At 68.3% G+C, this 21286-nt stretch carries 20 protein-coding genes and 1 pseudogene; 11 read left to right on the forward strand and 10 right to left on the reverse strand.

Annotated elements, in window-relative coordinates; all coding sequences use genetic code 11:
• Positions 1-405 precede the first annotated feature (405 nt).
• The 4 genes from pstS to pstB all read left to right on the forward strand — a co-directional run bounded on the left by pstS (position 406) and on the right by pstB (position 4576).
• On the forward strand, positions 406-1545 hold the full coding sequence (gene pstS / locus LRD69_RS14510) for a phosphate ABC transporter substrate-binding protein PstS (protein ID WP_277326991.1): 1140 nt from the start codon (positions 406-408) through the stop codon (positions 1543-1545).
• A 146-nt stretch (positions 1546-1691) separates the two neighbouring features.
• A complete protein-coding gene (pstC, locus tag LRD69_RS14515; protein WP_277326992.1) occupies positions 1692-2690 on the forward strand; it encodes a phosphate ABC transporter permease subunit PstC in 999 nt (332 codons plus the stop codon).
• Entirely contained in the window at positions 2687-3772 is a 1086-nt protein-coding gene (gene pstA / locus LRD69_RS14520; RefSeq protein ID WP_277326993.1) for a phosphate ABC transporter permease PstA, read from the forward strand. Before pstC ends, pstA begins: the two co-directional genes overlap by 4 nt.
• Before the next feature lie 27 nt (positions 3773-3799).
• The gene (gene pstB, locus LRD69_RS14525; protein ID WP_277326994.1) at positions 3800-4576 is read left to right on the forward strand and encodes a phosphate ABC transporter ATP-binding protein PstB; all 777 of its coding nucleotides are present in this window, start codon (positions 3800-3802) and stop codon (positions 4574-4576) included.
• Positions 4577-4773: 197 nt separating this feature from the next.
• Here the strand turns inward: pstB and LRD69_RS14530 are convergent, their stop codons facing one another.
• Complete coding sequence (locus LRD69_RS14530) at positions 4774-5772, reverse strand: inorganic phosphate transporter (protein ID WP_277326995.1); 999 nt, start codon at positions 5770-5772, stop codon at positions 4774-4776.
• 5 nt (positions 5773-5777) lie between these two features.
• Positions 5778-6398: a DUF47 family protein gene (locus LRD69_RS14535; RefSeq protein ID WP_277326996.1), complete on the reverse strand. Its 621-nt coding sequence runs from the start codon at positions 6396-6398 to the stop codon at positions 5778-5780.
• A gap of 200 nt (positions 6399-6598) precedes the next feature.
• Here LRD69_RS14535 and LRD69_RS14540 point away from each other — a divergent pair, with 200 nt between their 5' ends.
• Positions 6599-6982 carry a metal-sensitive transcriptional regulator gene (locus LRD69_RS14540; protein ID WP_277326997.1) on the forward strand — a complete coding sequence of 128 codons (384 nt, stop codon included), beginning with the start codon at positions 6599-6601 and terminating at the stop codon, positions 6980-6982.
• Positions 6983-7064: 82 nt separating this feature from the next.
• Here LRD69_RS14540 and LRD69_RS14545 read toward each other — a convergent pair whose 3' ends face one another.
• Together LRD69_RS14545 and LRD69_RS14550 are read right to left on the reverse strand one after the other, a co-directional pair.
• The gene (locus LRD69_RS14545) at positions 7065-7259 is read right to left on the reverse strand and encodes a hypothetical protein (protein WP_277326998.1); all 195 of its coding nucleotides are present in this window, start codon (positions 7257-7259) and stop codon (positions 7065-7067) included.
• A gap of 153 nt (positions 7260-7412) precedes the next feature.
• Positions 7413-8321, reverse strand: a complete 909-nt coding sequence (locus LRD69_RS14550; protein ID WP_277326999.1) for a hypothetical protein — start codon at positions 8319-8321, stop codon at positions 7413-7415.
• 179 nt (positions 8322-8500) lie between these two features.
• Between LRD69_RS14550 and LRD69_RS14555 the strand changes: the two genes are divergently transcribed.
• On the forward strand, positions 8501-8695 hold the full coding sequence (locus LRD69_RS14555) for a hypothetical protein (RefSeq protein WP_277327000.1): 195 nt from the start codon (positions 8501-8503) through the stop codon (positions 8693-8695).
• Positions 8696-8810: 115 nt separating this feature from the next.
• Complete coding sequence (locus tag LRD69_RS14560) at positions 8811-10415, forward strand: FAD-binding oxidoreductase (protein WP_277327001.1); 1605 nt, start codon at positions 8811-8813, stop codon at positions 10413-10415.
• 47 nt (positions 10416-10462) lie between these two features.
• Here LRD69_RS14560 and LRD69_RS14565 read toward each other — a convergent pair whose 3' ends face one another.
• The 5 genes from LRD69_RS14565 to LRD69_RS14585 all read right to left on the reverse strand — a co-directional run bounded on the left by LRD69_RS14565 (position 10463) and on the right by LRD69_RS14585 (position 15296).
• Positions 10463-11194 (reverse strand): phosphatase PAP2 family protein, encoded by a 732-nt coding sequence (locus LRD69_RS14565; RefSeq protein ID WP_277327002.1) that lies wholly within the window; start codon positions 11192-11194, stop codon positions 10463-10465.
• Positions 11195-11467: 273 nt separating this feature from the next.
• A complete protein-coding gene (locus LRD69_RS14570) occupies positions 11468-12475 on the reverse strand; it encodes a bifunctional lytic transglycosylase/C40 family peptidase (RefSeq protein WP_277327003.1) in 1008 nt (335 codons plus the stop codon).
• Positions 12476-12556: 81 nt separating this feature from the next.
• Positions 12557-13012, reverse strand: a complete 456-nt coding sequence (locus tag LRD69_RS14575; RefSeq protein WP_277327004.1) for a hypothetical protein — start codon at positions 13010-13012, stop codon at positions 12557-12559.
• Between the two features lie 83 nt (positions 13013-13095).
• On the reverse strand, positions 13096-14895 hold the full coding sequence (locus tag LRD69_RS14580; RefSeq protein WP_277327005.1) for an alpha/beta hydrolase: 1800 nt from the start codon (positions 14893-14895) through the stop codon (positions 13096-13098).
• Positions 14892-15296 (reverse strand): hypothetical protein, encoded by a 405-nt coding sequence (locus tag LRD69_RS14585; RefSeq protein WP_277327006.1) that lies wholly within the window; start codon positions 15294-15296, stop codon positions 14892-14894. The genes LRD69_RS14580 and LRD69_RS14585 overlap by 4 nt, the downstream gene beginning before the upstream one ends.
• A gap of 279 nt (positions 15297-15575) precedes the next feature.
• On the opposite strand from LRD69_RS14585, the gene LRD69_RS14590 reads away from it, so the two are divergent.
• From LRD69_RS14590 to LRD69_RS14605, 4 genes are all read left to right on the forward strand, one after another.
• Complete coding sequence (locus LRD69_RS14590; RefSeq protein ID WP_277327007.1) at positions 15576-16571, forward strand: DUF1259 domain-containing protein; 996 nt, start codon at positions 15576-15578, stop codon at positions 16569-16571.
• Between the two features lie 275 nt (positions 16572-16846).
• Positions 16847-18052, forward strand: a complete 1206-nt coding sequence (locus tag LRD69_RS14595; RefSeq protein WP_277327008.1) for a cytochrome P450 — start codon at positions 16847-16849, stop codon at positions 18050-18052.
• 596 nt (positions 18053-18648) lie between these two features.
• Entirely contained in the window at positions 18649-19713 is a 1065-nt protein-coding gene (locus LRD69_RS14600; protein ID WP_277327009.1) for a type III polyketide synthase, read from the forward strand.
• A 173-nt stretch (positions 19714-19886) separates the two neighbouring features.
• Complete coding sequence (locus LRD69_RS14605) at positions 19887-20471, forward strand: DUF4328 domain-containing protein (RefSeq protein WP_277327010.1); 585 nt, start codon at positions 19887-19889, stop codon at positions 20469-20471.
• Positions 20472-20541: 70 nt separating this feature from the next.
• Here LRD69_RS14605 and LRD69_RS14610 read toward each other — a convergent pair.
• Positions 20542-21261, reverse strand: a pseudogene (locus LRD69_RS14610) (MFS transporter); the annotation flags it as partial.
• Positions 21262-21286 lie beyond the last annotated feature (25 nt).

Consider the following 21286-nt stretch of genomic DNA (forward strand, 5'->3'; position numbering starts at 1 on the left):
GGGCCGTGCAGGGGGGTCCCCGCAGGACGACGAACGGATAGCCGGGCTCGCCCGACGACGAGCCCGAACGTTCGTCGTTCGAGGAGACACCCCGGAGGGGCCCCGGACCACCACCCACCGAACCAAGGCGACCGCACCCCCGGAGAACCGCGCCGGGACGGACACCCCGAGCCCGTCCGGCGATTGAGGACGGAACCCCCCACCCCGGAACAGCGGCGCGCGCGTGTGAACCAGGCCGCCCGCCACGGTTCACCTTCCGTTCACTCTCCCCCGTAGGCCGCTTCACCTGTTCTGCCTAATTTCGGCAGTGCACGGTGCGCGGCGAAACGCCGCACCACCCACCACAACGCACGCCGTCGTAGAACGAAAAAGACCTCGGCGGCTCCTGGAAGGAAAAACCCGAAAGTGAAGCTTCAGCGCAAGAACCGGCTTCGTGCCACCGCGCTCGGTGCCCTCGCCGTCTCCAGCGCCCTGGTCCTCACGGCGTGCGGTTCGGACAACAACAGCGGCGGCAGCAGCACGGGCGGCAGCAGCGAGAAGACGAGCGCCGCGTCGAACATCAAGTGCGACGACGCCAAGGGCCAGCTCCTCGCCTCCGGCTCCAGCGCACAGAAGAACGCCATGGACCTCTGGGTCAAGGACTACATGGCCGGCTGCACGGGCGTCGAGGTCAACTACAAGTCGTCGTCCTCCGGCGAAGGCATCATCGCCTTCAACCAGGGCACCGTCGGCTTCGCCGGCTCCGACTCGGCGCTGAAGCCCGAAGAGGTCGCCGACTCGAAGAAGATCTGCAAGACCGGCCAGGGCATCAACCTCCCGATGGTCGGCGGCCCGATCGCGATCGGCTTCCACCTCGAGGGTGTCGACAGCCTGACGCTGGACGCCCCCACGCTCGCCAAGATCTTCGACGGCAAGATCAAGAAGTGGAACGACGAGGCGATCGCCAAGCTCAACACCGGCGCGAAGCTTCCGGACAAGGCCATCCAGGCCTTCCACCGCTCCGAGGACTCCGGCACCACGCAGAACCTCGGCAAGTACCTCGCCGCCACCGCTCCGAACGACTGGAAGTACGAGCCCGAGAAGAAGTGGCCGGCCCCGGGTGGCCAGGCCGCGTCCGGCTCCGCCGGTGTCGCCGCCCAGGTGAAGCAGGTCGACGGCGCGATCGGTTACTTCGAGCTCTCCTACGCCTCTTCGCAGTCCATCTCCACGGTCGACATCAACACCGGCGGCTCCGCCCCGGTCAAGGCCTCCTCGGAGAACGCCTCCAAGGCCATCGCCGCCGCCAAGGTCAAGGGCACCGGCAAGGACCTGGCGCTCGACCTCGACTACACCACCAAGGCCGAGGGTGCGTACCCGATCGTCCTGGTGACGTACGAGGTCGTCTGCGACACGGGCAACAAGGCCGAGACGCTCCCCACGGTCAAGTCCTTCCTCAACTACACCGCCGGTGACGAGGGCCAGAAGCTCCTCAGCGAGGCCGGCTACGCGCCGATCCCGACCGAGATCAACGCCAAGGTGCGCGAGACCATCGCCTCCCTCTCGTAACCAGAAGCACCACCCGTAACACCCGCTCAGCCAGCACAACCGGCAGGCCGGCCCGGGGCAGCTCCGGACCGGCCCGCCGTCCCACCCCATCCGGTGCACCGCCGCCAGGGGAGCTCGCTCGCTCCCCCACACAGACCGGAAAGACCATGGCTTCCACCACACCGATAGACACGCCACCGGCGCACCCGGTGCAGCGCAGGCGCGCCAGGCCCAAGGCCGTAGGACGCGCGGGCGATAAGATCTTCCTGGGCCTCTCGCGGGGTTCAGGCATTCTGCTGCTCGTGATCATGGCGTCGATCGCCGTGTTCCTCACGTACCGAGCAACCCTCGCCGTCTCCAAGGACGAGGCCAACTTCTTCACCACGCTGGACTGGAACCCGGTCGGCGACAAGCCGGCCTTCGGTATCGCGGTCCTGCTCTTCGGCACGATCGTCAGCTCGATCATCGCGATGGTCATCGCGGTCCCGGTCGCTGTCGGCATCGCCCTCTTCATCTCGCACTACGCGCCGCGCAGGCTGGCCGCGCCCCTCGCGTACGTCGTCGATCTGCTCGCCGCAGTGCCGAGCATCGTGTACGGCATCTGGGGCGCCCTCTTCCTCGTCCCGTACCTGGAGGGCCTGAACCTCTGGCTCGACCAGTTCTTCGGCTGGACGTACATCTTCGAGAAGACCGAGGTCGGCGTCGCCCGCTCGCTCTTCACCGTCGGCATCCTGCTCGCGATCATGATCCTGCCGATCGTGACGAGCGTCAGCCGCGAGGTCTTCCTCCAGGTCCCGAAGATGAACGAGGAAGCGGCCCTCGCCCTCGGCGCCACCCGCTGGGAAGTCATCCGCCTCTCGGTGCTGCCCTTCGGCCGCTCCGGCGTGATCTCCGCGTCGATGCTGGGCCTCGGCCGCGCACTCGGCGAGACGATGGCCGTCGCCACGGTCCTGTCGCCGAGCTTCATCATCTCGGCGCATGTGCTCAACCCCGGCGGCGGAACGTTCGCCCAGAACATCGCCGCCAAGTTCGACGAGGCCGACCAGTTCGGGCGTGACGCCCTGATCGCCTCCGGCCTCGTCCTCTTCATCCTCACCCTGCTGGTCAACGGCGCGGCCCGGCTCATCATCGCCCGCCGCAAGGAGTACTCGGGGGCCAACGCATGAGCCAGGCAGCCAACACCGGCATACAGGAGCGCCCCACCTCCACGGCGGCCGCTTCCCGGAACAGCCTCAGCAGCCGGGCGCTCCCCCGCTGGGCTCCCCTCGCCTTTGCGGCAGCCGCGCTCGTCCTCGGCGTCGGCATCGGCGCGGCGGCGGGCTGGCAGAGCCGTATGCAGTGGGGCCTGTTCTCCGCGCTGCTCTTCGTCGCCATCTCGTACGTCACGACCTCGGTCGTCGAGAACCGGCGCCAGGCCAAGGACCGGCTCGCCACCAGCATCGTCTGGGTGTGCTTCCTCCTGGCCGTCGTGCCGCTGGCCTCACTGATCTGGACGACGGTCAGCCGCGGCGCGAAGGTCCTCGACGGCTACTTCCTCACCCACTCCATGGCCGGTGTGCTCGGCATGGCACCGGGCGGTGGCGTCTACCACGCGCTGATCGGCACCCTGGAGCAGGTCGGCATCGCCACCCTGATCTCCGCCCCGATCGGGCTGCTGACCGCCGTCTACCTGGTGGAGTACGGCAAGGGCGCGCTCGCCAAGGCCGTGACGTTCTTCGTCGACGTGATGACCGGCATCCCGTCCATCGTGGCCGGCCTCTTCATCCTGTCGATCATGCTGCTGACGAAGCTCCAGCCGTCCGGTCTGATGGGTTCGCTGGCGCTCACGATCCTGATGATCCCGGTCGTGGTCCGCTCCACCGAGGAGATGCTCAAGCTCGTCCCGAACGAGCTCCGCGAAGCTTCGCTCGCCCTCGGCATCCCGAAGTGGCGCACCATCCTGAAGGTGGTCCTGCCCACCGCGATCGGCGGCATCACCACCGGTGTGATGCTCGCGATCGCCCGGATCGCCGGCGAGACCGCGCCGATCATGCTGCTGGTCTTCGGCAGCCAGCTGATCAACACCAATCCCTTCCAAGGTGCACAGTCGTCGCTCCCGTTCTACATCTGGGAGCAGTACAAGATCGGCAGCGAGCCGTCGTACGACCGTGCCTGGGCCGCCGCTCTGGTCCTGATCGCCTTCGTCATGATCCTCAACCTGGTGGCCCGCGGCATCGCCCGCTGGAAGGCCCCGAAGACCGGCCGCTGACGCGGCACGAAAGAAGCAGTGATTCAGATGGCCAAGCGCATCGACGTCAGCGGCCTGTCCGCCTACTACGGCTCCCACCTCGCCATCGAGGACATCTCGATGACCGTGGAGCCCCGCTCCGTGACCGCCTTCATCGGCCCGTCCGGCTGTGGCAAGTCCACCTTCCTGCGCACCCTGAACCGGATGCACGAGGTCACCCCCGGTGGCCGCGTCGAGGGCAAGGTGCTGCTGGACGACGAGAACCTGTACGGGGCGAACGTCGACCCGGTCACCGTGCGCCGCACGGTCGGCATGGTCTTCCAGCGCCCGAACCCGTTCCCGACGATGTCGATCTTCGACAACGTCGCGGCGGGCCTGAAGCTGAACGGCTCGTACAAGAAGAGCCGGCTGTCGGACATCGTCGAGAAGTCCCTCCGCGGCGCCAACCTCTGGAACGAGGTCAAGGACCGCCTGAACAAGCCCGGTTCCGGTCTCTCCGGCGGCCAGCAGCAGCGCCTGTGCATCGCCCGCGCGATCGCGGTCGAGCCGGACGTGCTGCTGATGGACGAACCGTGCTCCGCCCTCGACCCGATCTCCACCCTCGCCATCGAGGACCTGATCGGCGAGCTGAAGGAACGCTTCACGATCGTCATCGTGACGCACAACATGCAGCAGGCGGCCCGTGTCTCGGACCGCACGGCGTTCTTCAACCTCGCGGCGGTCGGCAGGCCCGGCAAGCTCGTGGAAATAGACGAGACGGAGCGGATCTTCTCCAACCCGTCGGTCCAGGCGACGGAGGACTACATCTCCGGCCGCTTTGGGTGACCAAGGACAGCCTTGGGGTGCTGCATGGCGGTGCCACCCGCAAGGCAAAGGGTCCGCCCCCGCTCCCACGAGGGAGCGGGGGCGGACCCAATTCACGTCAGGCTGCCTGCCGGGCATCGAACAGAATCAAGCCCGCCCGGTGAGGGACGACGCGGCGGCCACCGGACGGTCCCGGTACCTCGCCGCCCGGCCCGTCGTCACCCGAACAGCAGAACGACAAGCCCATAACTCGCCGCAGCGACCAGCGCCGCAGCCGGCATCGTGATGAACCACCCGAGGATGATGTTCTTCGCGACCCCCCACCGCACCGCGTTCACGCGCTTCGTAGCCCCCACACCCATGATCGCCGAGGTGATCACATGTGTCGTGGAGATCGGCGCGTGAAAGAGGTACGCCGAGCCGAACATGATCGACGCTCCGGTCGTCTCCGCCGCAAAGCCCTGCGGCGGGTCCAGCTCGATGATCTTCCGGCCGAGCGTCCGCATGATCCGCCAGCCACCCGCGTACGTACCCAGCGAGAGCATCAGCGCGCAGACGAGCTTCACCCAGACCGGGATCGGATCGTTCGGCTCCTCGACATCGGCGATGACCAGCGCCATCACCACGATGCCCATCGTCTTCTGCGCGTCCTGCAGACCGTGTCCGAGCGCCATACCGGCCGCAGACACCGTCTGCGCGATCCGGAAACCACGCTTGGCCTTGTGCGGGTTGGACTTCCGGAACATCCACATGATCGCGACCATCACCAGATAGCCGACGATCAGACCGACGACGGGCGAGACGAACATCGGGATGACGACCTTGTCGAGCACCCCGTCCCAGTGCACCATCGTCCCGCCGGCCAGCGCCGCACCGACCATGCCGCCGAACAGGGCGTGCGAGGACGACGACGGAAGCCCGAAGTACCAGGTCACAAGGTTCCAGATGATCGCACCGACGAGCGCGGCGAAGAGGATTCCCATCCCCTTCTCCCCCTCGGGCGTCGCGATCAGACCCTCACTGACGGTCTTGGCGACGCCCTGCCCCAGGAAGGCACCGGCGAGATTCATGACCGCGGCCATCGCCAGGGCCGCCCGCGGGGTCAGAGCCCGGGTGGAGACCGAGGTGGCGATGGCGTTCGCGGAGTCGTGGAACCCGTTCGTATACGTGAAGCCGAGCGCGACAGCGATGGTCACGATCAGCGCAAAGGTGTCCACGTGGTTCAGGACTCCTTGACCGCGATGGTCTCCACCGTGTTGGCGACGTGCTCGAACGCGTCGGCCGCCTCTTCCAGCACATCCACGATCTGCTTGAGCTTCAGCACCTCAATGGCGTCGTACTTGCCGTTGAAGAGATGGGCGAGCAGCTTCCGGTGGATCTGGTCGGCCTGGTTCTCCAGACGGTTGACCTCGATCCAGTACTCGGTGAGGTTGTCCATCGTCCGCAGGTTGGGCATCGCCTCGGCGGTCAGCTCGGCCGCCCGCGCCAGCACCTCGATCTGCTGCTCGACACCCTTGGGGAGTTCTTCGACCTGGTACAGCACGACCAAGTCGACGGCCTCCTCCATGAAGTCCATGATGTCGTCGAGCGACGATGCGAGGTTGTAGATGTCCTCGCGGTCGAACGGCGTGATGAAAGAGGAGTTCAGCTGGTGGAAGATCGCGTGGGTGGCGTCGTCCCCCGCGTGCTCCGCTGCCCGCATGCGCTCCGCGATCTCGGCTCGGGAGGCAGAGTCCGCCCCGAGCAGTTCCATCAGGAGTTTCGAGCCCGTGACGATGTTGTCCGCGGATGCGGAGAACATGTCATAGAAGCTCGTCTCCCTGGGGGTCAGACGAAAGCGCACGTGGGGTCCTCGGGATGCTTTGGATTCGGTCAGGCTGATGCTAGGCGCATCATCCGGCCACGGCTAACCGGCATTCTTCAGTGTCGCGCATCGAACACGGTGATCAGCACGGGCCCCCGGTCACGTTTCAGCTGAATTCGTTAGGATATACCCACCAGGGGTATCTAAACCGCAGGGTAATGGGAAAACGGGAGGCAGCAATGAGCACCACCGAGGCCACGGAACCGACAGGGACGACGGGTTCCGCGGACATCGAGGACGCGATGGACCCGACGTCGATCGTCACCGACCACGACCGCGGCATACACGGCTACCACCACCAGAAGGCCGAGCACGTCAAGCGTCTGCGCCGGATCGAGGGCCAGATCCGCGGTCTGCAACGGATGGTCGACGAGGACGTCTACTGCATCGACATACTGACCCAGGTCTCGGCGTCCACGAAGGCCCTGCAGTCGTTCGCGCTCCAGCTCCTGGAGGAGCACCTGAGACACTGCGTCGCCGACGCCGCGGTCAAGGGCGGCGAGGAGATCGACGCGAAGGTCGAGGAGGCCACGAAGGCGATCGCCCGCCTTCTCCGTACCTGAGGCAACCCCACCCGACGTGGCCTGAAGTGGCCTGACGTCGCCTCCCGGTCACCCCTCCGCCGTCCGTCCGCCGCCCCCTTCGTCACTCCCGGTGCTCGCCCTGCCGGGGGACGGTGGTGCGTTCGGTGCTCACCTTGACGTTGAGCACCTCATCGATACGGTCCGCACTGAGCCGGTCCCCCATCGCCGCCGACGCCGCGATCATCAGCTCACCGCACAGCTCGATCTCCGCAAGGGCCACATGGTCCTGATCGGTCCGAGCGCTGAGCGTCACCACGTCGTCACCTCTCACTGCCGTCGCCGACTTCCTAGCGTAGGGAGCGGACCGCACGCCGCGCATGGCACGGACGGACCATTTCCGGCCCCCGCCGGATGCCTACGCGCCCCGGCCACAACCGCCACTCCCTCACCTCAGCACGGCCCCGCGCGGCTACCGCGGCCCCTGCTGGATCTTGCCGGTGTAGATGTCCCGATCGTCCGGAAGCCGTACGGTCACCGGCACCCCGAATCCGGACAGCAGCGTCGTCGAGATCACCTCCACCACCCGCCCCCCGTTGGCGAAACTGAACCGGTGCCGCACCTTCCGCAGCCGCCCCGCCGTGTCCAGATAGGCGTCGAACGGCACCGTGTGCGTGCGGAACCCCTTTGCCGCCGCGGCGAGCGCATCGCGCGATCCCGGCGAAGCGGCCCGCGCCGCCCGTCCGATGTCCGCGGTCCCCCGGTAGTGCCGGACGGTCACCCCGGCGAGATCGCTCTCCCCTACATACGTCACCGAGCGCGCCGTGCGCAGCAGCTCCGCCGCAGCCATCGGGTCGGTGACCCCACCGGTGACCAGATTGCCGTCCTCCAGAGTCGTCGTGTCGACCCTGACCCACTTGTCGTCGGGCACTCCGGCGCCCCGGTTCTTCATGTACAGCGCGCCGGGGGCAAGGAGTTCGGTGATGGGGCGGTGTTCCGCCTCACCCGCGGCGTCCTCCGGCAGCACGACCGTGAGCCGGCCGAGCTGCTTGCGGAAGTCGTACCTCCCCCGGCCGGTGATCGTCACCCGCGTCCCGCCGACGGCGGTCTCCATCGACGTATGCACCTCGGCGCTCCCGGCGACGGCCCGGCCCGCCCCCGACCGGTTCCCGCCCCCGCTCCCCTTGCCGACGAGCACCTCGGCCGCCCGGTGAACGGCCTCCACGGGATCGGCGCCGCCCCGCTCGTCCGCGACGGCCCGGTCTCCGACGACACCGCCACCGCTGTCCGAGCATCCGGCGGTCGCCGCCATCACGCCCACCACGGCGAGGGCACAGACAGCACGCGCCCCGCCTCCGGACCTGTGCTGCTGCACCACCATCGCCTGCCAACCCCCAACGACGTCACCGCTTGCCGAGCCCCGCCCGCTTCGCATAACGACCGCCCGTGTCCACCGTCACGCCGTGTCCTCCAAGCCCCCCTGCAGCGGTTCCCCCGGCGCACCTCCCGGATCGGGCCCCGGACCTCACGACCGGGCGACCGTCCCAGTACCGTGGACGCGTGTACGACCAACACACCGCCGAGGCTCCCCCGAGCGCTCCCGCCTCACCAGGCACATCTCCCACCCACGAGCCGTACACCGTCGAGCACGGCTCGTTCTGCATCGCCCGCTGCGACTGCGGCTGGACCGGTCCGGCCCGCCGCTCCCGCGACCGCGCCCGCACCGATGCCGAAGAGCACCGCTCCGCCTTCTGATCACCGATCACCTCGCCGACCGCCGGTCCTCGATCCGCCCGGCCGTGCGCTCCGCACATCCACTCGATCCGCTGGATCCGTCCGGCCCGCGAAGAGGCCACCACCCGGAGGTCCGATGAACCTGCCGAACCGGCGCACCGTGCTCACCGCGGGCGCGGCAACAGCTCTCGCCGGCGTCACCGCCACCGTCGCCGCCTGTGGCAGCCCCGGCTCCGGAAGCAGCCCGGACGGCAGCCCCTCCGCCGCCACGGCGACACGCACTCCGCCGAAATCCCCCTCCGCACCCGCCTCCCCCACGGGTCCGGCAAGCTGGTCGGCACTGGCCAAGAGCCTCGACGGCACTCTCGTACGCCCCGACGACGCCGCCTACCCGACGGCCCGCCAGCTCTACAACACCCGGTACGACACCCAGAAACCCGCCGCCGTCGCCTATGTCCGGCACGAGGCGGACATCCGCGAGTGCCTGGCCTTCGCCCGCCGCAGCTCCACCCCCGTCTCCATCCGCAGCGGCGGCCACTCGTACGCGGGCTGGTCGAGCGGCAACGGCCGCCTGGTCATTGACGTCTCGTCACTCGCCCAGGTCGACCAGGACGGCACCATCGGTGCGGGCGCCAGACTCATCGACGTCTACCAGGGCCTCGTCCGGCACGGCCTGACGATCCCCGGCGGCTCCTGCCCCACGGTCGGCATCTCCGGCCTGACGCTCGGCGGCGGCCATGGTGTCGCGTCCCGCGCCTACGGCCTGACCTGCGACAGCCTCACCTCGGCCACCCTCGTCACCGCCGACGGCACGACCGTGACCGCCGACGCCAAGCGCCACTCGGACCTCTTCTGGGCGCTGCGCGGCGCGGGCAACGGCAATTTCGGCGTGGTAACCGAGCTGAAGTTCCGCACCCGTCCGGCCCCGCAGACCGTGATGGCCTACATGTCCTGGCCGTGGTCGCGCGCCCAGTCCGTGATCACGGCCTGGCAGGCGTGGGGACCCGACCAGCCGGACGAGATCTGGTCCTCCGCACACCTCGCGGCCGGTCCCGGTGGCGCCGACCCGACGGTGACGGTCGCCGCCTTCAGCCTCGGCACCTACGGTGACCTGCAGAACGCCGTCGACCGCCTCGCCGACCGGATCGGCGCCTCGGCCACCTCGGTCTCGTTGCGCCGCCGCAGCTACCAGGACGCGATGCTCGTGTACGCGGGCTGCTCGGGCATCACCGATGCCCAGTGCCATCTGCCGGGAACGACGCCCGGCCGCACCCCGCAGGGCACGCTCCAGCGCGAGACGTACGCCGCCGCGTCCGACTTCTTCGACGGCTCCCTGTCCCCGGCGGGCGTACGCGCCCTGCTCGACCGGACCGAGGCGTTCACCCGGATCGGCGCGGGCCCGAGCGGTGGCGGTGCGGCGATCGTGCTCACCGCGCTGGGCGGGGCGATCAACCGGGTCGACCCGGCCTCGACGGCCTTCGTCCACCGCCGCTCCCGGATGCTCTCCCAGTACATCGGCTCCTGGCGCGCCGGCACGGCGGGCACCGCCCAGCAGGACTGGCTGAAAAACACTCATGCGGCGCTGCGCCGTTATGCGTCCGGGGCTGCGTACCAGAACTACATCGACCCGACGCTGACCGACTGGCGGCAGGCGTACTACGGCTCGGCGGCCGACCGCCTGACCCGTCTGAAGAACCAGTACGACCCCGGGCGCCTGTTCTCGTTCCCTCAGGCCCTGTGACGTCGGGGCTGCGGGAACGCCCCCGCAGCCCACCGCCGCCGGAACCCCTACGCCGCCAGATCCTTCTCGCCGGCCCCGCCGCCGCCCGACCCCGGGCGCGGCTCGGGGATCCCGAGCGCCCCGCCCCGGCTCCCGGCCGTCACCGGCACGGGCCGGCGCGACCGCACCAGCCACCCCACCCGCTCCGACCGCGCGACGGCCGTCACCACCGGAGTGAGCAGCGCCATCGCAAGCGGCGCGAGCAGCAGCGCGGCGGCGGTACCGAGGGCGAATCCGCCGATGACATCGGTCGGGTAGTGGACACCCATGTAGATCCGGCAGAACCCCTCCGCCAGGGCGAGGGCGATCGCGGCGAAGCCGAACTTCCGGTGGGCCACGAACACTCCGACGGCCAGGGCCATCGCCATCGTCGCGTGGTCGCTCACAAAGGAGAAGTCGTTCTTGCCCGACACCAGGACGTCCAGTCCCTGATGGTCGCGGAACGGGCGCGGCCGCTCCACGAAGCCCCGGATCGGGATGTTGACCAGCAGCGCGATTCCGGCGGCGAGAGGCGCCCAGACGAGCCCGGCGACGGCCGTCACCGAGTCCTCGGCCGTGCCGCGCCGGCGGACGCTCCACCAGCACCACAGGACCACCAGGACCATGCCGAGCATGATCCCGTACTCACCGACGAACTCCATGGCCCGGTCGAACCAGGTCGGAGCCGACTTCGCGAGCCCATTGATGTCGTAGAGCAGGCTGACATCGGGGTTCGACCCATCCAGTGCGAGTCCAGCCATCTGCTGCGGCCCCTTGCCTTGTCTGCTGCCGCGGTGCACGCCCGTGTGCACCGCTCATGACGAACCCCCGTGTTCGATTCGATCACCTGTGTGACGTCATCGGACAGCGCCGCATGGTCAGTGCGCATGCTGTCCCAGTCCAGGGAACGACACGCTCCGGGTGTACGTTCCGCCCTCCACCGAATGATCACCATGACGTTATCGAAGAGTGACTCATCGTCGCAGCTCAGGGCCCAGGCTTCACGGAGAGTTCCGGCCACGGCCGACGCCGCGTCACACTCCCGGCTGCGCGGTCGGAAGAGCCGCGGCCCCGTCCTTGGTGACACGCGTCGCACCGAAGTAGTCGGGCGTGTCGATCTTGTCGAACCGGATCACGGCCCCGGTGTACGGCGCGTTGATCATGTATCCGCCGCCGACGTACAGCCCGACGTGGTGGATCGCCCGGGAGTTCGTCAGATCGTCGGAGAAGAACACCAGGTCACCGGGGAGCAGCTCGTCCCGTGAAGGGTGCGGCCCGGCGTTGTACTGATCGTTCGCCACGCGCGGCAGCTCGATGTCGACCGTCCGGTACGCGGCCTGCGTCAGCCCGGAACAGTCGAACCGCCCGCCCTGCTCGGCCGTCCCGTTTCCGCCCCACAGATACTTCGTACCGAGCTTCTTCTGCGCGAAGTAGATCGCTCCGGCCGCCTGCCTCGACGGCTCGACCCGCCCCACGGGCCGCGCGAAGCTCTTCTCCAGGGTCCGGATGATTTTGACGTAATTCTGCGTCTCGGCGATCTGCGGTACACCGCCCGCCTGGATCACGCGGTACGCACCGGCGTTGTACGCGGCGAGCATGTTGTCCGTCTGATCCCCCGGCACCTTCTTGACGTACCCGGCGAGTTCACAGTCGTAGCTGGCGGCCGACGGGATCGCATCGGCCGGATCCCATACGTCCCGGTCCCCGTCGTCGTCCCCGTCGATCCCGTGCCCGGCCCACGTCCCGGGGATGAACTGCGCGATGCCCTGCGCGGCGGCCGGACTCTGGGCGCGGGGGTTCCAGCCGCTCTCCTGGTACAACTGGGCTGCCAGCAAAGCGGGGTTGATGGCCGGGCAGAGGTTGCCCCACTTCTGGACGAGCGGCTGGAACTGCGCCGGCACGGCCCCCTTGGCCAGGCCGACGGCCCCGTTGACGCCGCCGACGAGACCGGCGGCGGCGGAGTACGTACCGACGACAAGCAGCGCCACGAAGCACATGGCCAACCCGACGCCGATCCCACCGACCACCCAGAATTTACGCACCCCTCAACCATCCCCCATCGGGGCGGGGTTCAAGGGCGGTTTCGCGGGTGTGTGCGAGTTGTCCGAATCACTGACCAGCCATCAGACGGCCTCGGCGGACCAGAAGTCGGAGTGCACGTTGGGTCGCGGGAGCGTCTCCACCCCCACGTAGCTAGGCCCGTTGGGTTGGGTGGTGGACTCGGCAACCTCCGACTTTTCCACGCATGGGGTATCAACCTCAAAGAATGCCTGACCTTCACCTCCAATGATCAGAGTGACACCGAATCCGTCTTTCGTCTGCGCAAAGATCGCCGGCAGGTCTGCATCCTTGTTAACCGCCTTGATCCTGTAGCCGCTCTGGCGCCAGAAACGATCTACTACACCCAAAAAGCTGCCACGACGCTCGGCCGACACAACAGTCATTACTGCGCGCCTTCGAGTCACATCGCAGGTGCCCGTCGTGGTCGGCCCGTGTGCCCACTGAACCTCCGGTTCAATTTCCTTCAACACGGCATCAAGAATGCCATCGGCGCGGTCCGCTGCTTCTTGCATATTCATGTCGCTCCTCTTCCCTCCATTCGCACAACCGGAAAGCGTCACGCACAGCAGAAGTAACGTCACCGCGGCCCTAAATCGACACCTCATCGGTACTCCTCTATCTTAAGTTTGTTCGAACGCCCTGCGGCAACAAGGGCAATGTTGCTTGCCGATACCGCATCCCTGTCCGGGTCGAAGTACTGCGAATGCGCGTCAATCGAGATCCCGTTACCAGTAATCAGTCGTGGCCCCTCGTTCACAGGAAAACGTCTCGCGCCGAACGCTTCGCTCGCCGGGTCCTTCCCGAACCAGAGGTCGTCATCTCCCTGATCGGCTAGATCTCCGAGCATGTAGGCAATGCCCGGCCCTCCGGCAGCGAACCCTGCAGCACCGACAGCAGCCTGCCGCTTGGACGGGAGTTTGGTCACCACATCATTCTCGGCCGCCCCGACAAATACGTGGCCTTTCCCGACTCCGAGATCCTCAGCACGGTCCACACCGACCCCTGGACTACCGACCAGGACGATGTCATCCACCCCAGGGATCCCGCCCGCCCGCTGTGTGGCAGCGCCCACGGTGCGCGAACCATATGAGTGCCCAATGGCCGTGAGATGTGGATCCTCATTCTCGTTTGTAGCCACTAGGCCACTCATGAAACCATTTAACGCGCCGCCACCCCGCTCCGCTCTCTCGTCGCCCATTACTGCCAGGCTCCCCAGCCCATCCGGAGACTGTGGCGCATCGTAACCAAGCCAGACGATCGCAGCGCTGGAATGATCGAGATACCGAGTTCCGATCGCAGTGTCGCGGGCCCGCTTGATATCACCCTCTGCAAAGTCCTTGTCCAGTGACGTATTCAACCCTGGAACGTACGTCGATACATTTCGCGCAGTGTCCGGGTTACCAAACGAGACGATCGCGCGCCCGTTCCCTTCATCACCAATACCCAGCAAATATATTTGCGGCTCACCAGACCTAGGCGACAAGTTCAGCTGCCGGTCGATCTCCCGCAGACCCGCCAGCTGCGTCTCCGCCTTCTCGTCGCCCCGCCCCTCCAGCTTCCCGATCAGCAACTGGAGGTTGTCCCGGTTCGCAGCGTCGCGTACCACCGCGGGGATCCCGTCCAGGTTGCCGATCTGGTCCGGGTACACCGCGAGGTACTCCTCCCGCTGTTCCTGGGTCAGCCCGGCCCACCACGCCTTGCGTTCGGCCGGACTCGCGTCGTGCGGGATGGCGTCCTTCAGGTACCCGCGCGCCGCGCCCCGTACGGCCGCCGCGTCCGCCGCCGCGTCCGTCCATGCGGCGTCCGGGACCTTCAGACCGTCCTCGGCCCTCAACTTCCGCAGGATCCGCGTGTATCGCCAGTCGATCTCGGCCGCCGTCCGTACGGCCTTCTGCACCCGGTCCGCGATGTCCTGCGCCTTTGCCGCGTTCGGGTTGGGCGCGACCAGCCCCGAGGCCGGCCGCAGCCCCGGCACCCCGCCGCCCGTCACCGTCCCTCCCGGCAGCGGTTTCCCGTCGATCAGGCCCTCGCCCGCTTCCGGGAACGTCACCGAACCGTCCGCGTGCACCGTGAGCCTCAGGGCATCCGCGTCGTCCAGCGCCTCCCGCAACGCCCGCTGCTGGGCCCTCATCTCGTGTGCCAGGCTGTTCAGCGCGGTACGGAGCAGACCGCACTCCGTGTAGACGTACTGGAAGTTCCGGCCCAACTGCCGCAGCCGCCCCACGGCCGCGTCCGCCGCCTCGCCCCGCTGTGTGCCCCGCAACGCGTTCAGCAGCTGCTTGTCGATGTGGTCCCGGCCCGCGTCGGCCAGGTTGCTCGCCCGGCCCCACCCATCGGCGGCGCCCTCCAGTTCGGCACACTTCAGGTCCCGTAACTGCGCCCACGTGAGCGTGGAACTCATCGGCCACCCCTTTGCCCCGCGACCGGCGCGAAGGACGCCCTCACGGCCTCGTCCGTCCCGCCCTGCGCCCGCGCGACGTCCCGCAGTTTCCCGGCGAGGCTCCGGCACTCGTTCCGCGCGGCCTCGAACCGTCGCTCCCACGACTCGCGTACGGCGCCCAGCTCGGCCAGTGCACCGAGTCCGGCGGTCCCCGACACCACGCCCTCGTGCGCGGTCCCCAGCTCGGACTTCACCGGCCCCAGCAGCGCGTGCACCGCCTCCGCTCCCCCGGCGGCCCGCTGCCAGGGACCGTCGCTGTGTCTCAGCTCGTCCCGGCCACAGCCGCCTCCAGCCCCGCCGGTCCCACTCAGATCACTCAACCTCTGCTGCTTCTGCCCGCCCACCGCGGCCACGCCGCTCACCCCGCTCCTTGATCGTGGAGCGGCACTGTGCCAAAGACGGGACACCCGACATGCCGTCCGCATCAGCACCCGTCACAGGCGCAAGGCCCTGAATTGCAAGGCTGCACGCCCGCCGCGCCCGCCGCGGCATTCACCCGAATGATGGGCTGTCATCCCCCGGCAACGCCCCCGACCTGGCCCGAAAGAACACGCGTAGTCCATATAGTCCCAATTGATGGCGAGATATCACGTTTCTTCCCATTGCGCATGGTTCCATCTCGCCATGGAGGAAATCAGATGATGACTGAAGACCGACAGCAGGACGCCAACCCGCCGAGGACCACGTCGCGGCGGCGCATTCTGGCCGCAGCCGCACTGGCACCGACGCTGGCAGGGGTGGGGCCGGCCGCGGCCGGCGCGATGCCCGGGGCGCGAAAGCAGGAGATGGTCAAGCCGCTGACCACCAGCATGTCGCACTGGGCGGAGGTGGCGAAGGAGCTGGGCCGCAGCGGCAACCTGCTGCGGGGAACGACGTACCACACACCCTTCCCCCGCGACGATCTCCATGTCGTCGCCGACGGCGTCACGATCACACCGGCGCTCGCCCTGGGCGCGCACGTGGCCTTCGTCCGTTACGCCGACGGCACCACGATGTGCATGGGTGACGTGGCGGTCACCGAGCGGGAACTGCAGCATGTGATCGACGCCTGGCAGAAACACGGAATCTCGCAGACCGCGCTCCACAAGCATCTGCCTGCCCAGCATCCCGACATCTGGTGGGTCCACGTCCACGGACACGGCCGTGACGCACCGACCCTGGCACGCGGCCTGCGCGCGGGATTCGACAGAACCGGCATCCTGCCGGCCGCGCCGCCCGGCCGGCCGCGCCCCCTCGCCCTGGACACTGCCGGAATCGACCGGGCGCTGGGCGCCAAGGGTTCCAGCGACGGCGTGGTCTACAAGGCCGTCTTCGCCCGTCGCGAGACGATCCGCGACGGCCATCTGGTACTGCCTCCCGGCCTGGGCGCGACCAGTGCGTTCATCTTCCAGCCGCTGGGTCGCGGCCGGGCCGCGCTCAGCGGCGACTGCGTCATGCTCGCCGAGGAGGTCCAGGACGTATTGGAGGCGTTGCGACGGGGCGGGATCAAGCTCGTCGAGCTGCACAACCACCACTTGACGGAGAGCCCCCGCCTGTTCTTCACCCATTTCTGGGCCGTGGGCAACGCCGTCAAGCTCGCCCGAGCGCTGCGCCACGCAGTGAACGCCACGAACGTCGTGCCGACCAGCGGAGTATGACGCGCAGGTGACTCATGGCCGCCACAGTCTCTCCGCGCTGCCGGTGACCACCCCTCGCTGTCAGCGACACCGCTCGCCTTCGACCGCCCGCCCCCACCGGCCCCGCAGGGCGTCACCGGGGGCGGGCCGCGGCCGCTTCACAGGGGCTTATGGGGCCAATTGCCGCACAGCGGTGAGTGTCCCGGCGGCCGATCGGGTACCCACGACATACCTATGCCCTGCTTCATTGCGGTAGGTACTGAATCACCCCTCAGAACCCATATCTGGAGCTCCGTATGGAACCAGTCTCCACCGCCCGTGACTGCCCATTCGACTACGCCGAGGCCCTCGAATTCGACCCGGTGCTCAGACAACTGCAGAACGAAGAACCCGTAGCCCGCATCGTGCTGCCCCACGGTGAAGGCGAGGCGTGGCTCGTCACCGGCTACGACGACGTGCGCACGGTGACCACCGACCGGCGTTTCAGCCGCAACGCCATCATCGGCACCGACTTCCCCCGCATGACTCCTGAACCCATCGTTCAGGACGAGGCGATCAACGTGATGGACCCGCCGGCCAGCAGCCGCCTGCGCAGCCTGATCTCCAAGGGCTTCGCGCCGCGCCACATGGAACGCATGCGGGCACGGACCCAGCATGTCGTGGACGAACTGCTGGACCGGATGGAGGAGCACGGTTCCCCAGCCGATCTCTTCGAGCACCTGGCGGCCCCGCTTCCCCTGACCACCATCTGCGAGGTCCTCGACATTCCCGAGGCCGACCGCGCACAACTGCGGGCTCATGCGCGGACCATGATGGACCTCACCATCGACAACAAGGAGAACGCGGTACGGGCCAAGGCCGATCTCCGTGCCTACTTCACGACGCTGACGGCGGACCGGCGGGCCAACCCGGGCGACGACCTGATCAGCGCGCTGGCCACCGCCCGCGACGGGGACGAGCTTCTCAACGACAAGGAACTGGCCGTCATGGCCATGGTCCTGCTCATCACCGGCCAGGACACCACCACGTACGAGATCGGGAACCTCGCCTACACCCTGCTCACCCGCCCCAAGGAGCTCGCCATGCTGCGGGCCCAGCCCGCGATGCTCCCGCAGGCCATCGAGGAGATGCTGCGCTTCATCCCCTTCCGCAAGGGCGTCGGCATCCCCCGCATCGCCCTGGAGGACGTGGAACTGAGCGGCGTGAAGATCCGGGCGGGCGACGTGGTGCATGTCTCCTACCTGACGGCCAACCGGGACGGACGGAAGTTCGACCGTCCCGACGAGCTGGATCTGGAGCGCACGGGTCCGTCCCACATGACCTTCGGCTGGGGTGGCCATCACTGTCTCGGCGCCCCGCTCGCCGCCACAGAACTCGAGGTCGCGCTCGGCACCCTCCTGGAGCGTTTCCCGGACCTGCAGCTCGCGAAGCCGGCCGAGGAAGTGCGGTGGAACAAGACGTCGATCTGGCGCTATCCGCTTGCGCTGCCTGTCACCTGGTGACGTCGGTACCCGCACGAGGCACCGGCCCCTCCCGGCCGGCCGGGACACGGCCGGCCGGGAAGGCGCAACAGGAGAGGCGCCGATCAGGTGACGTGCGGTGCGTCCCGTCGGACGCGGAACCCACCGCCGGAGACAGCGGGAGACCCGTCGGCGGGCGGGACAGCCGGGACAGCAGCCGATCCCGGAGCCCGGCTGACTGTGGCTGAGGAAAGGGCTGTCATCGCCCCACGATGGTCCGAAAAGGCTCGCCACCAGCCCTGCGTCACCCTCCCCGAGCCGACGGAATCCGGCATATTCCGGGCCGGGCCGACAGCGCGTTCTGCCCGACATGCGACCCTCATGCGCCTGCCGTAGCGTGATGCGGAGGCCAGCCGAGGTGAGGCGGAAATACATCTGCCCACACGGTGAGAACTTGGTCTTTCGTCGGTCGGCCCGTCCGCGCCCACTCCAGGAGCATCGAACCCGGCACCGCAACCACCGAAGACAACAGGCTTCGCGCCGACCCGCGCGGCGCCGTGGTGGCTGCTGTCGTGGACCGCATGCCCCGCACCGGCAGGGCCCGGCCGCGTGGACCACCGTCCGCTAGGAGGAGATCCATGGCGGTACTCTGCAAACCGGCAATCGCAGTTCCCGAGTACGTCATCACCAACGACGAAACTCTCGAACTGGCAAAACGGTTGCACGGGGACCATCCGCAGCTCGGTCTCGCACTGCGCCTGATCGAAAACACCGGTGTGCAGAAGCGGCACCTGATCCAGCCGATCGAAAAAGTGCTGCAACATCCGGGGTTCGATGCTCGGAGCATCGTCTACGAGCAGCAGACCAAGGACCGCGTGCCGGCTGTCGTCCGCCAGGCACTCGACCAGGCGGAACTCGAACCGCCACAGATCGACTTGATCGTCTACGTCTCCTGCACCGGCTTCATGATGCCTCCGCCGACGGCCTGGCTCATAGGCAAGATGGGCTTCCGTCCGGAGACACGGCAACTTCCGATCGCCCAACTCGGCTGCGCCGCGGGCGGTGCGGCCGTCAACCGGGCCCACGACTTCTGCACGGCACACCCCGACGCCAATGTGCTCATCGTCGCCTGCGAGTTCTGCTCGCTCTGTTACCAGCCCACCGATCTGGGCGTGGGGTCCCTGCTGTCCAACGGCCTGTTCGGCGACGGAATCGCAGCCGTCGTGGTCCGGGGCAGGGGCGGCACCGGGATCCGCCTGGAACGGAACGGCTCGTACGTCATCCCGGACACCGAGGACTGGATCTCCTACGCAGTCCGGTCCACGGGCTTCCACTTCCAGCTCGACAAGCGCGTGCCCGGGACCATGGAACCACTCGCTCCGGCCCTGAGCTCCCTCGCGGAACAGCACCAATGGAACGCCAGCAAACTGGACTTCTACATCATCCACGCAGGCGGCCCGCGCATCCTCGACGACCTGAGCCGCTTCCTCGACGTTCCGCCCGAGGCGTTCCGCTTCAGTCGGGCGACGCTCACCGAGTACGGCAACATAGCCAGCGCGGTGGTGCTCGACGCCCTGGGCCGGATGTTCGACGAGGCATCGACCCTCCACGGCCAACGCGGCATGATGGCCGGCTTCGGCCCAGGCATCACCGCCGAGATCTCTCTGGGCAGCTGGACCTCGGAGCCCGAAGCCGAGGCGTGATCCGCGCACCCGGGGCGGTACGCACACCCGGCAGCGTGACCGGCGACCCGGTACCCACAGCACTTCCGGCCCCCGGCCCTCAGGCACCATCACCGCCCTGGGGACCGGGGGCCGTCCCCGAAGACCGACACCACCCGGAGCTGCCGCCCGCCTCTGGGCTACATTCACCGGCCATGACAAGATCACCCGGTGCCATACCCCGCACCCTTCAGTCGCTCGCCCGGGCCGCACAGATCCTCATAGGGCTGTCCGCCCTGCTCGACCCCATGCGGCCGAGACTCTTCAGTACGACCGACCACGGGCTCTTCTACTCCCGCTACCTGTCGGTCTCCTCCCTCGTGGAGCTCGCCACGCTCGTCACCTTCCTCCTCTGGTTCCGCCGATGCCGCTACAACGCCCAGGCACTGTCGGTCGGCCCGTTCGCCCACTCGCCGGGCTGGGCGGTGGGCGCCTGGTTCACTCCGGTGCTGATGTGGTGGCGGCCTCGCCGCATCGCCCTCGACATCCATCGAGCCATCGGCCACGACCCCGCCCCGGACGCCACCATCGCCCTCATCAACGCCTGGTGGGCGGCGTGGATGGCACACATGGTGGGAGCCATGATGGCTGCCTCCTCGGCCTACGCCGACTCCGTCGTCGTGTCGGCGGCGAGCCAGGCGCTGTATCTGATCGCCGCGGTACTCCTCGTCCTCGTCATCCAGCGGATCACCGCCGCCCAGACGAGCGCCATGACCACGTACGCACCAGCTGCCCGCTGACGCGGTGCCGGGTCTCAGGCAACGGCAGAAAGGCCGGCACCCGCGGGGGCACCGACCTTCCCGCCCGAGATCAGGCGACGAGTTCGGCCTCGCCCGCCGGCTCTGCGGCGGGCTCGGGCTTGGTGTCGCGCATGACCAGGGCGGCCAGGACCGCAGCGGCGACGACGCCGATCGCGCCGACCGTGAAGGTGGTCGCCATCGAGGCGGTGAAGGCGTCCCGGGCGGCCTGGATCAGACCGGTGTCGCCGTGGGCCACGGCCAGCGCGCCGGCGATCGAGTGCTTCGCCTGCTCGGGTGCGCCGTCGGACATCTCACGGGCGAAGCCGCTCGACAGCAGCGAGCCGAGGATCGCGATGCCGAGCGCGGTGCCCGCCTGCTGGATGGTGTCGTTCAAGGCCGAGCCGACGCCCGCCTTGTCCGCCGGAATGGTGCCCATCAGCGCGCCGACCGCGGCCGGCATCGCAAGGCCCGCGCCGAGTCCGAGCAGACCGAGCGCGATCGCCGGGACGGCGAAGGCGGTGTCGGCCGAGACGGTGGTCAGCAGCGCGAAGGACGAGGCCATGACGAGCATCCCGGCCAGGACCAGCAGCCGGTTGCCGATCCTCGCGGCGAGCCCGGCACCCGCGAGGTTACCGACCAGCGCGGTGACGGCCAGCGGGACGAACGCGAGGCCCGCCTTGACCGGCGAGTAGCCGAGGACGAACTGCAGGTACTGGGTCAGCACCAGCAGCAGGCCGCCGTTGCCGATCTGGACGAGGGTCAGCGACAGTGACCCGCCGCTGAAGTTGCGGGGTACTTCCGGGCGAAGGCCTGAG

This window comes from Streptomyces sp. JH14 (assembly GCF_029428675.1).
Classification (GTDB): Bacteria; Actinomycetota; Actinomycetes; order Streptomycetales; family Streptomycetaceae; genus Streptomyces.

What these genes read in the sequence shown, in the direction of transcription:
- pstC (WP_277326992.1), top strand. Translation starts at nt 1,692, where the DNA reads ATGGCTTCCACCACACCGATAGACACGCCACCGGCGCACCCGGTGCAG.
- pstA (WP_277326993.1), top strand. Translation starts at nt 2,687, where the DNA reads ATGAGCCAGGCAGCCAACACCGGCATACAGGAGCGCCCCACCTCCACG.
- pstB (WP_277326994.1), top strand. Translation starts at nt 3,800, where the DNA reads ATGGCCAAGCGCATCGACGTCAGCGGCCTGTCCGCCTACTACGGCTCC.
- LRD69_RS14540 (WP_277326997.1), top strand. Translation starts at nt 6,599, where the DNA reads ATGAGCACCACCGAGGCCACGGAACCGACAGGGACGACGGGTTCCGCG.
- LRD69_RS14550 (WP_277326999.1), bottom strand. Translation starts at nt 8,321, where the DNA reads ATGGTGGTGCAGCAGCACAGGTCCGGAGGCGGGGCGCGTGCTGTCTGT.
- LRD69_RS14560 (WP_277327001.1), top strand. Translation starts at nt 8,811, where the DNA reads ATGAACCTGCCGAACCGGCGCACCGTGCTCACCGCGGGCGCGGCAACA.
- LRD69_RS14565 (WP_277327002.1), bottom strand. Translation starts at nt 11,194, where the DNA reads ATGGCTGGACTCGCACTGGATGGGTCGAACCCCGATGTCAGCCTGCTC.
- LRD69_RS14575 (WP_277327004.1), bottom strand. Translation starts at nt 13,012, where the DNA reads ATGAATATGCAAGAAGCAGCGGACCGCGCCGATGGCATTCTTGATGCC.
- LRD69_RS14580 (WP_277327005.1), bottom strand. Translation starts at nt 14,895, where the DNA reads ATGAGTTCCACGCTCACGTGGGCGCAGTTACGGGACCTGAAGTGTGCC.
- LRD69_RS14590 (WP_277327007.1), top strand. Translation starts at nt 15,576, where the DNA reads ATGACTGAAGACCGACAGCAGGACGCCAACCCGCCGAGGACCACGTCG.
- LRD69_RS14595 (WP_277327008.1), top strand. Translation starts at nt 16,847, where the DNA reads ATGGAACCAGTCTCCACCGCCCGTGACTGCCCATTCGACTACGCCGAG.
- LRD69_RS14600 (WP_277327009.1), top strand. Translation starts at nt 18,649, where the DNA reads ATGGCGGTACTCTGCAAACCGGCAATCGCAGTTCCCGAGTACGTCATC.
- LRD69_RS14605 (WP_277327010.1), top strand. Translation starts at nt 19,887, where the DNA reads ATGACAAGATCACCCGGTGCCATACCCCGCACCCTTCAGTCGCTCGCC.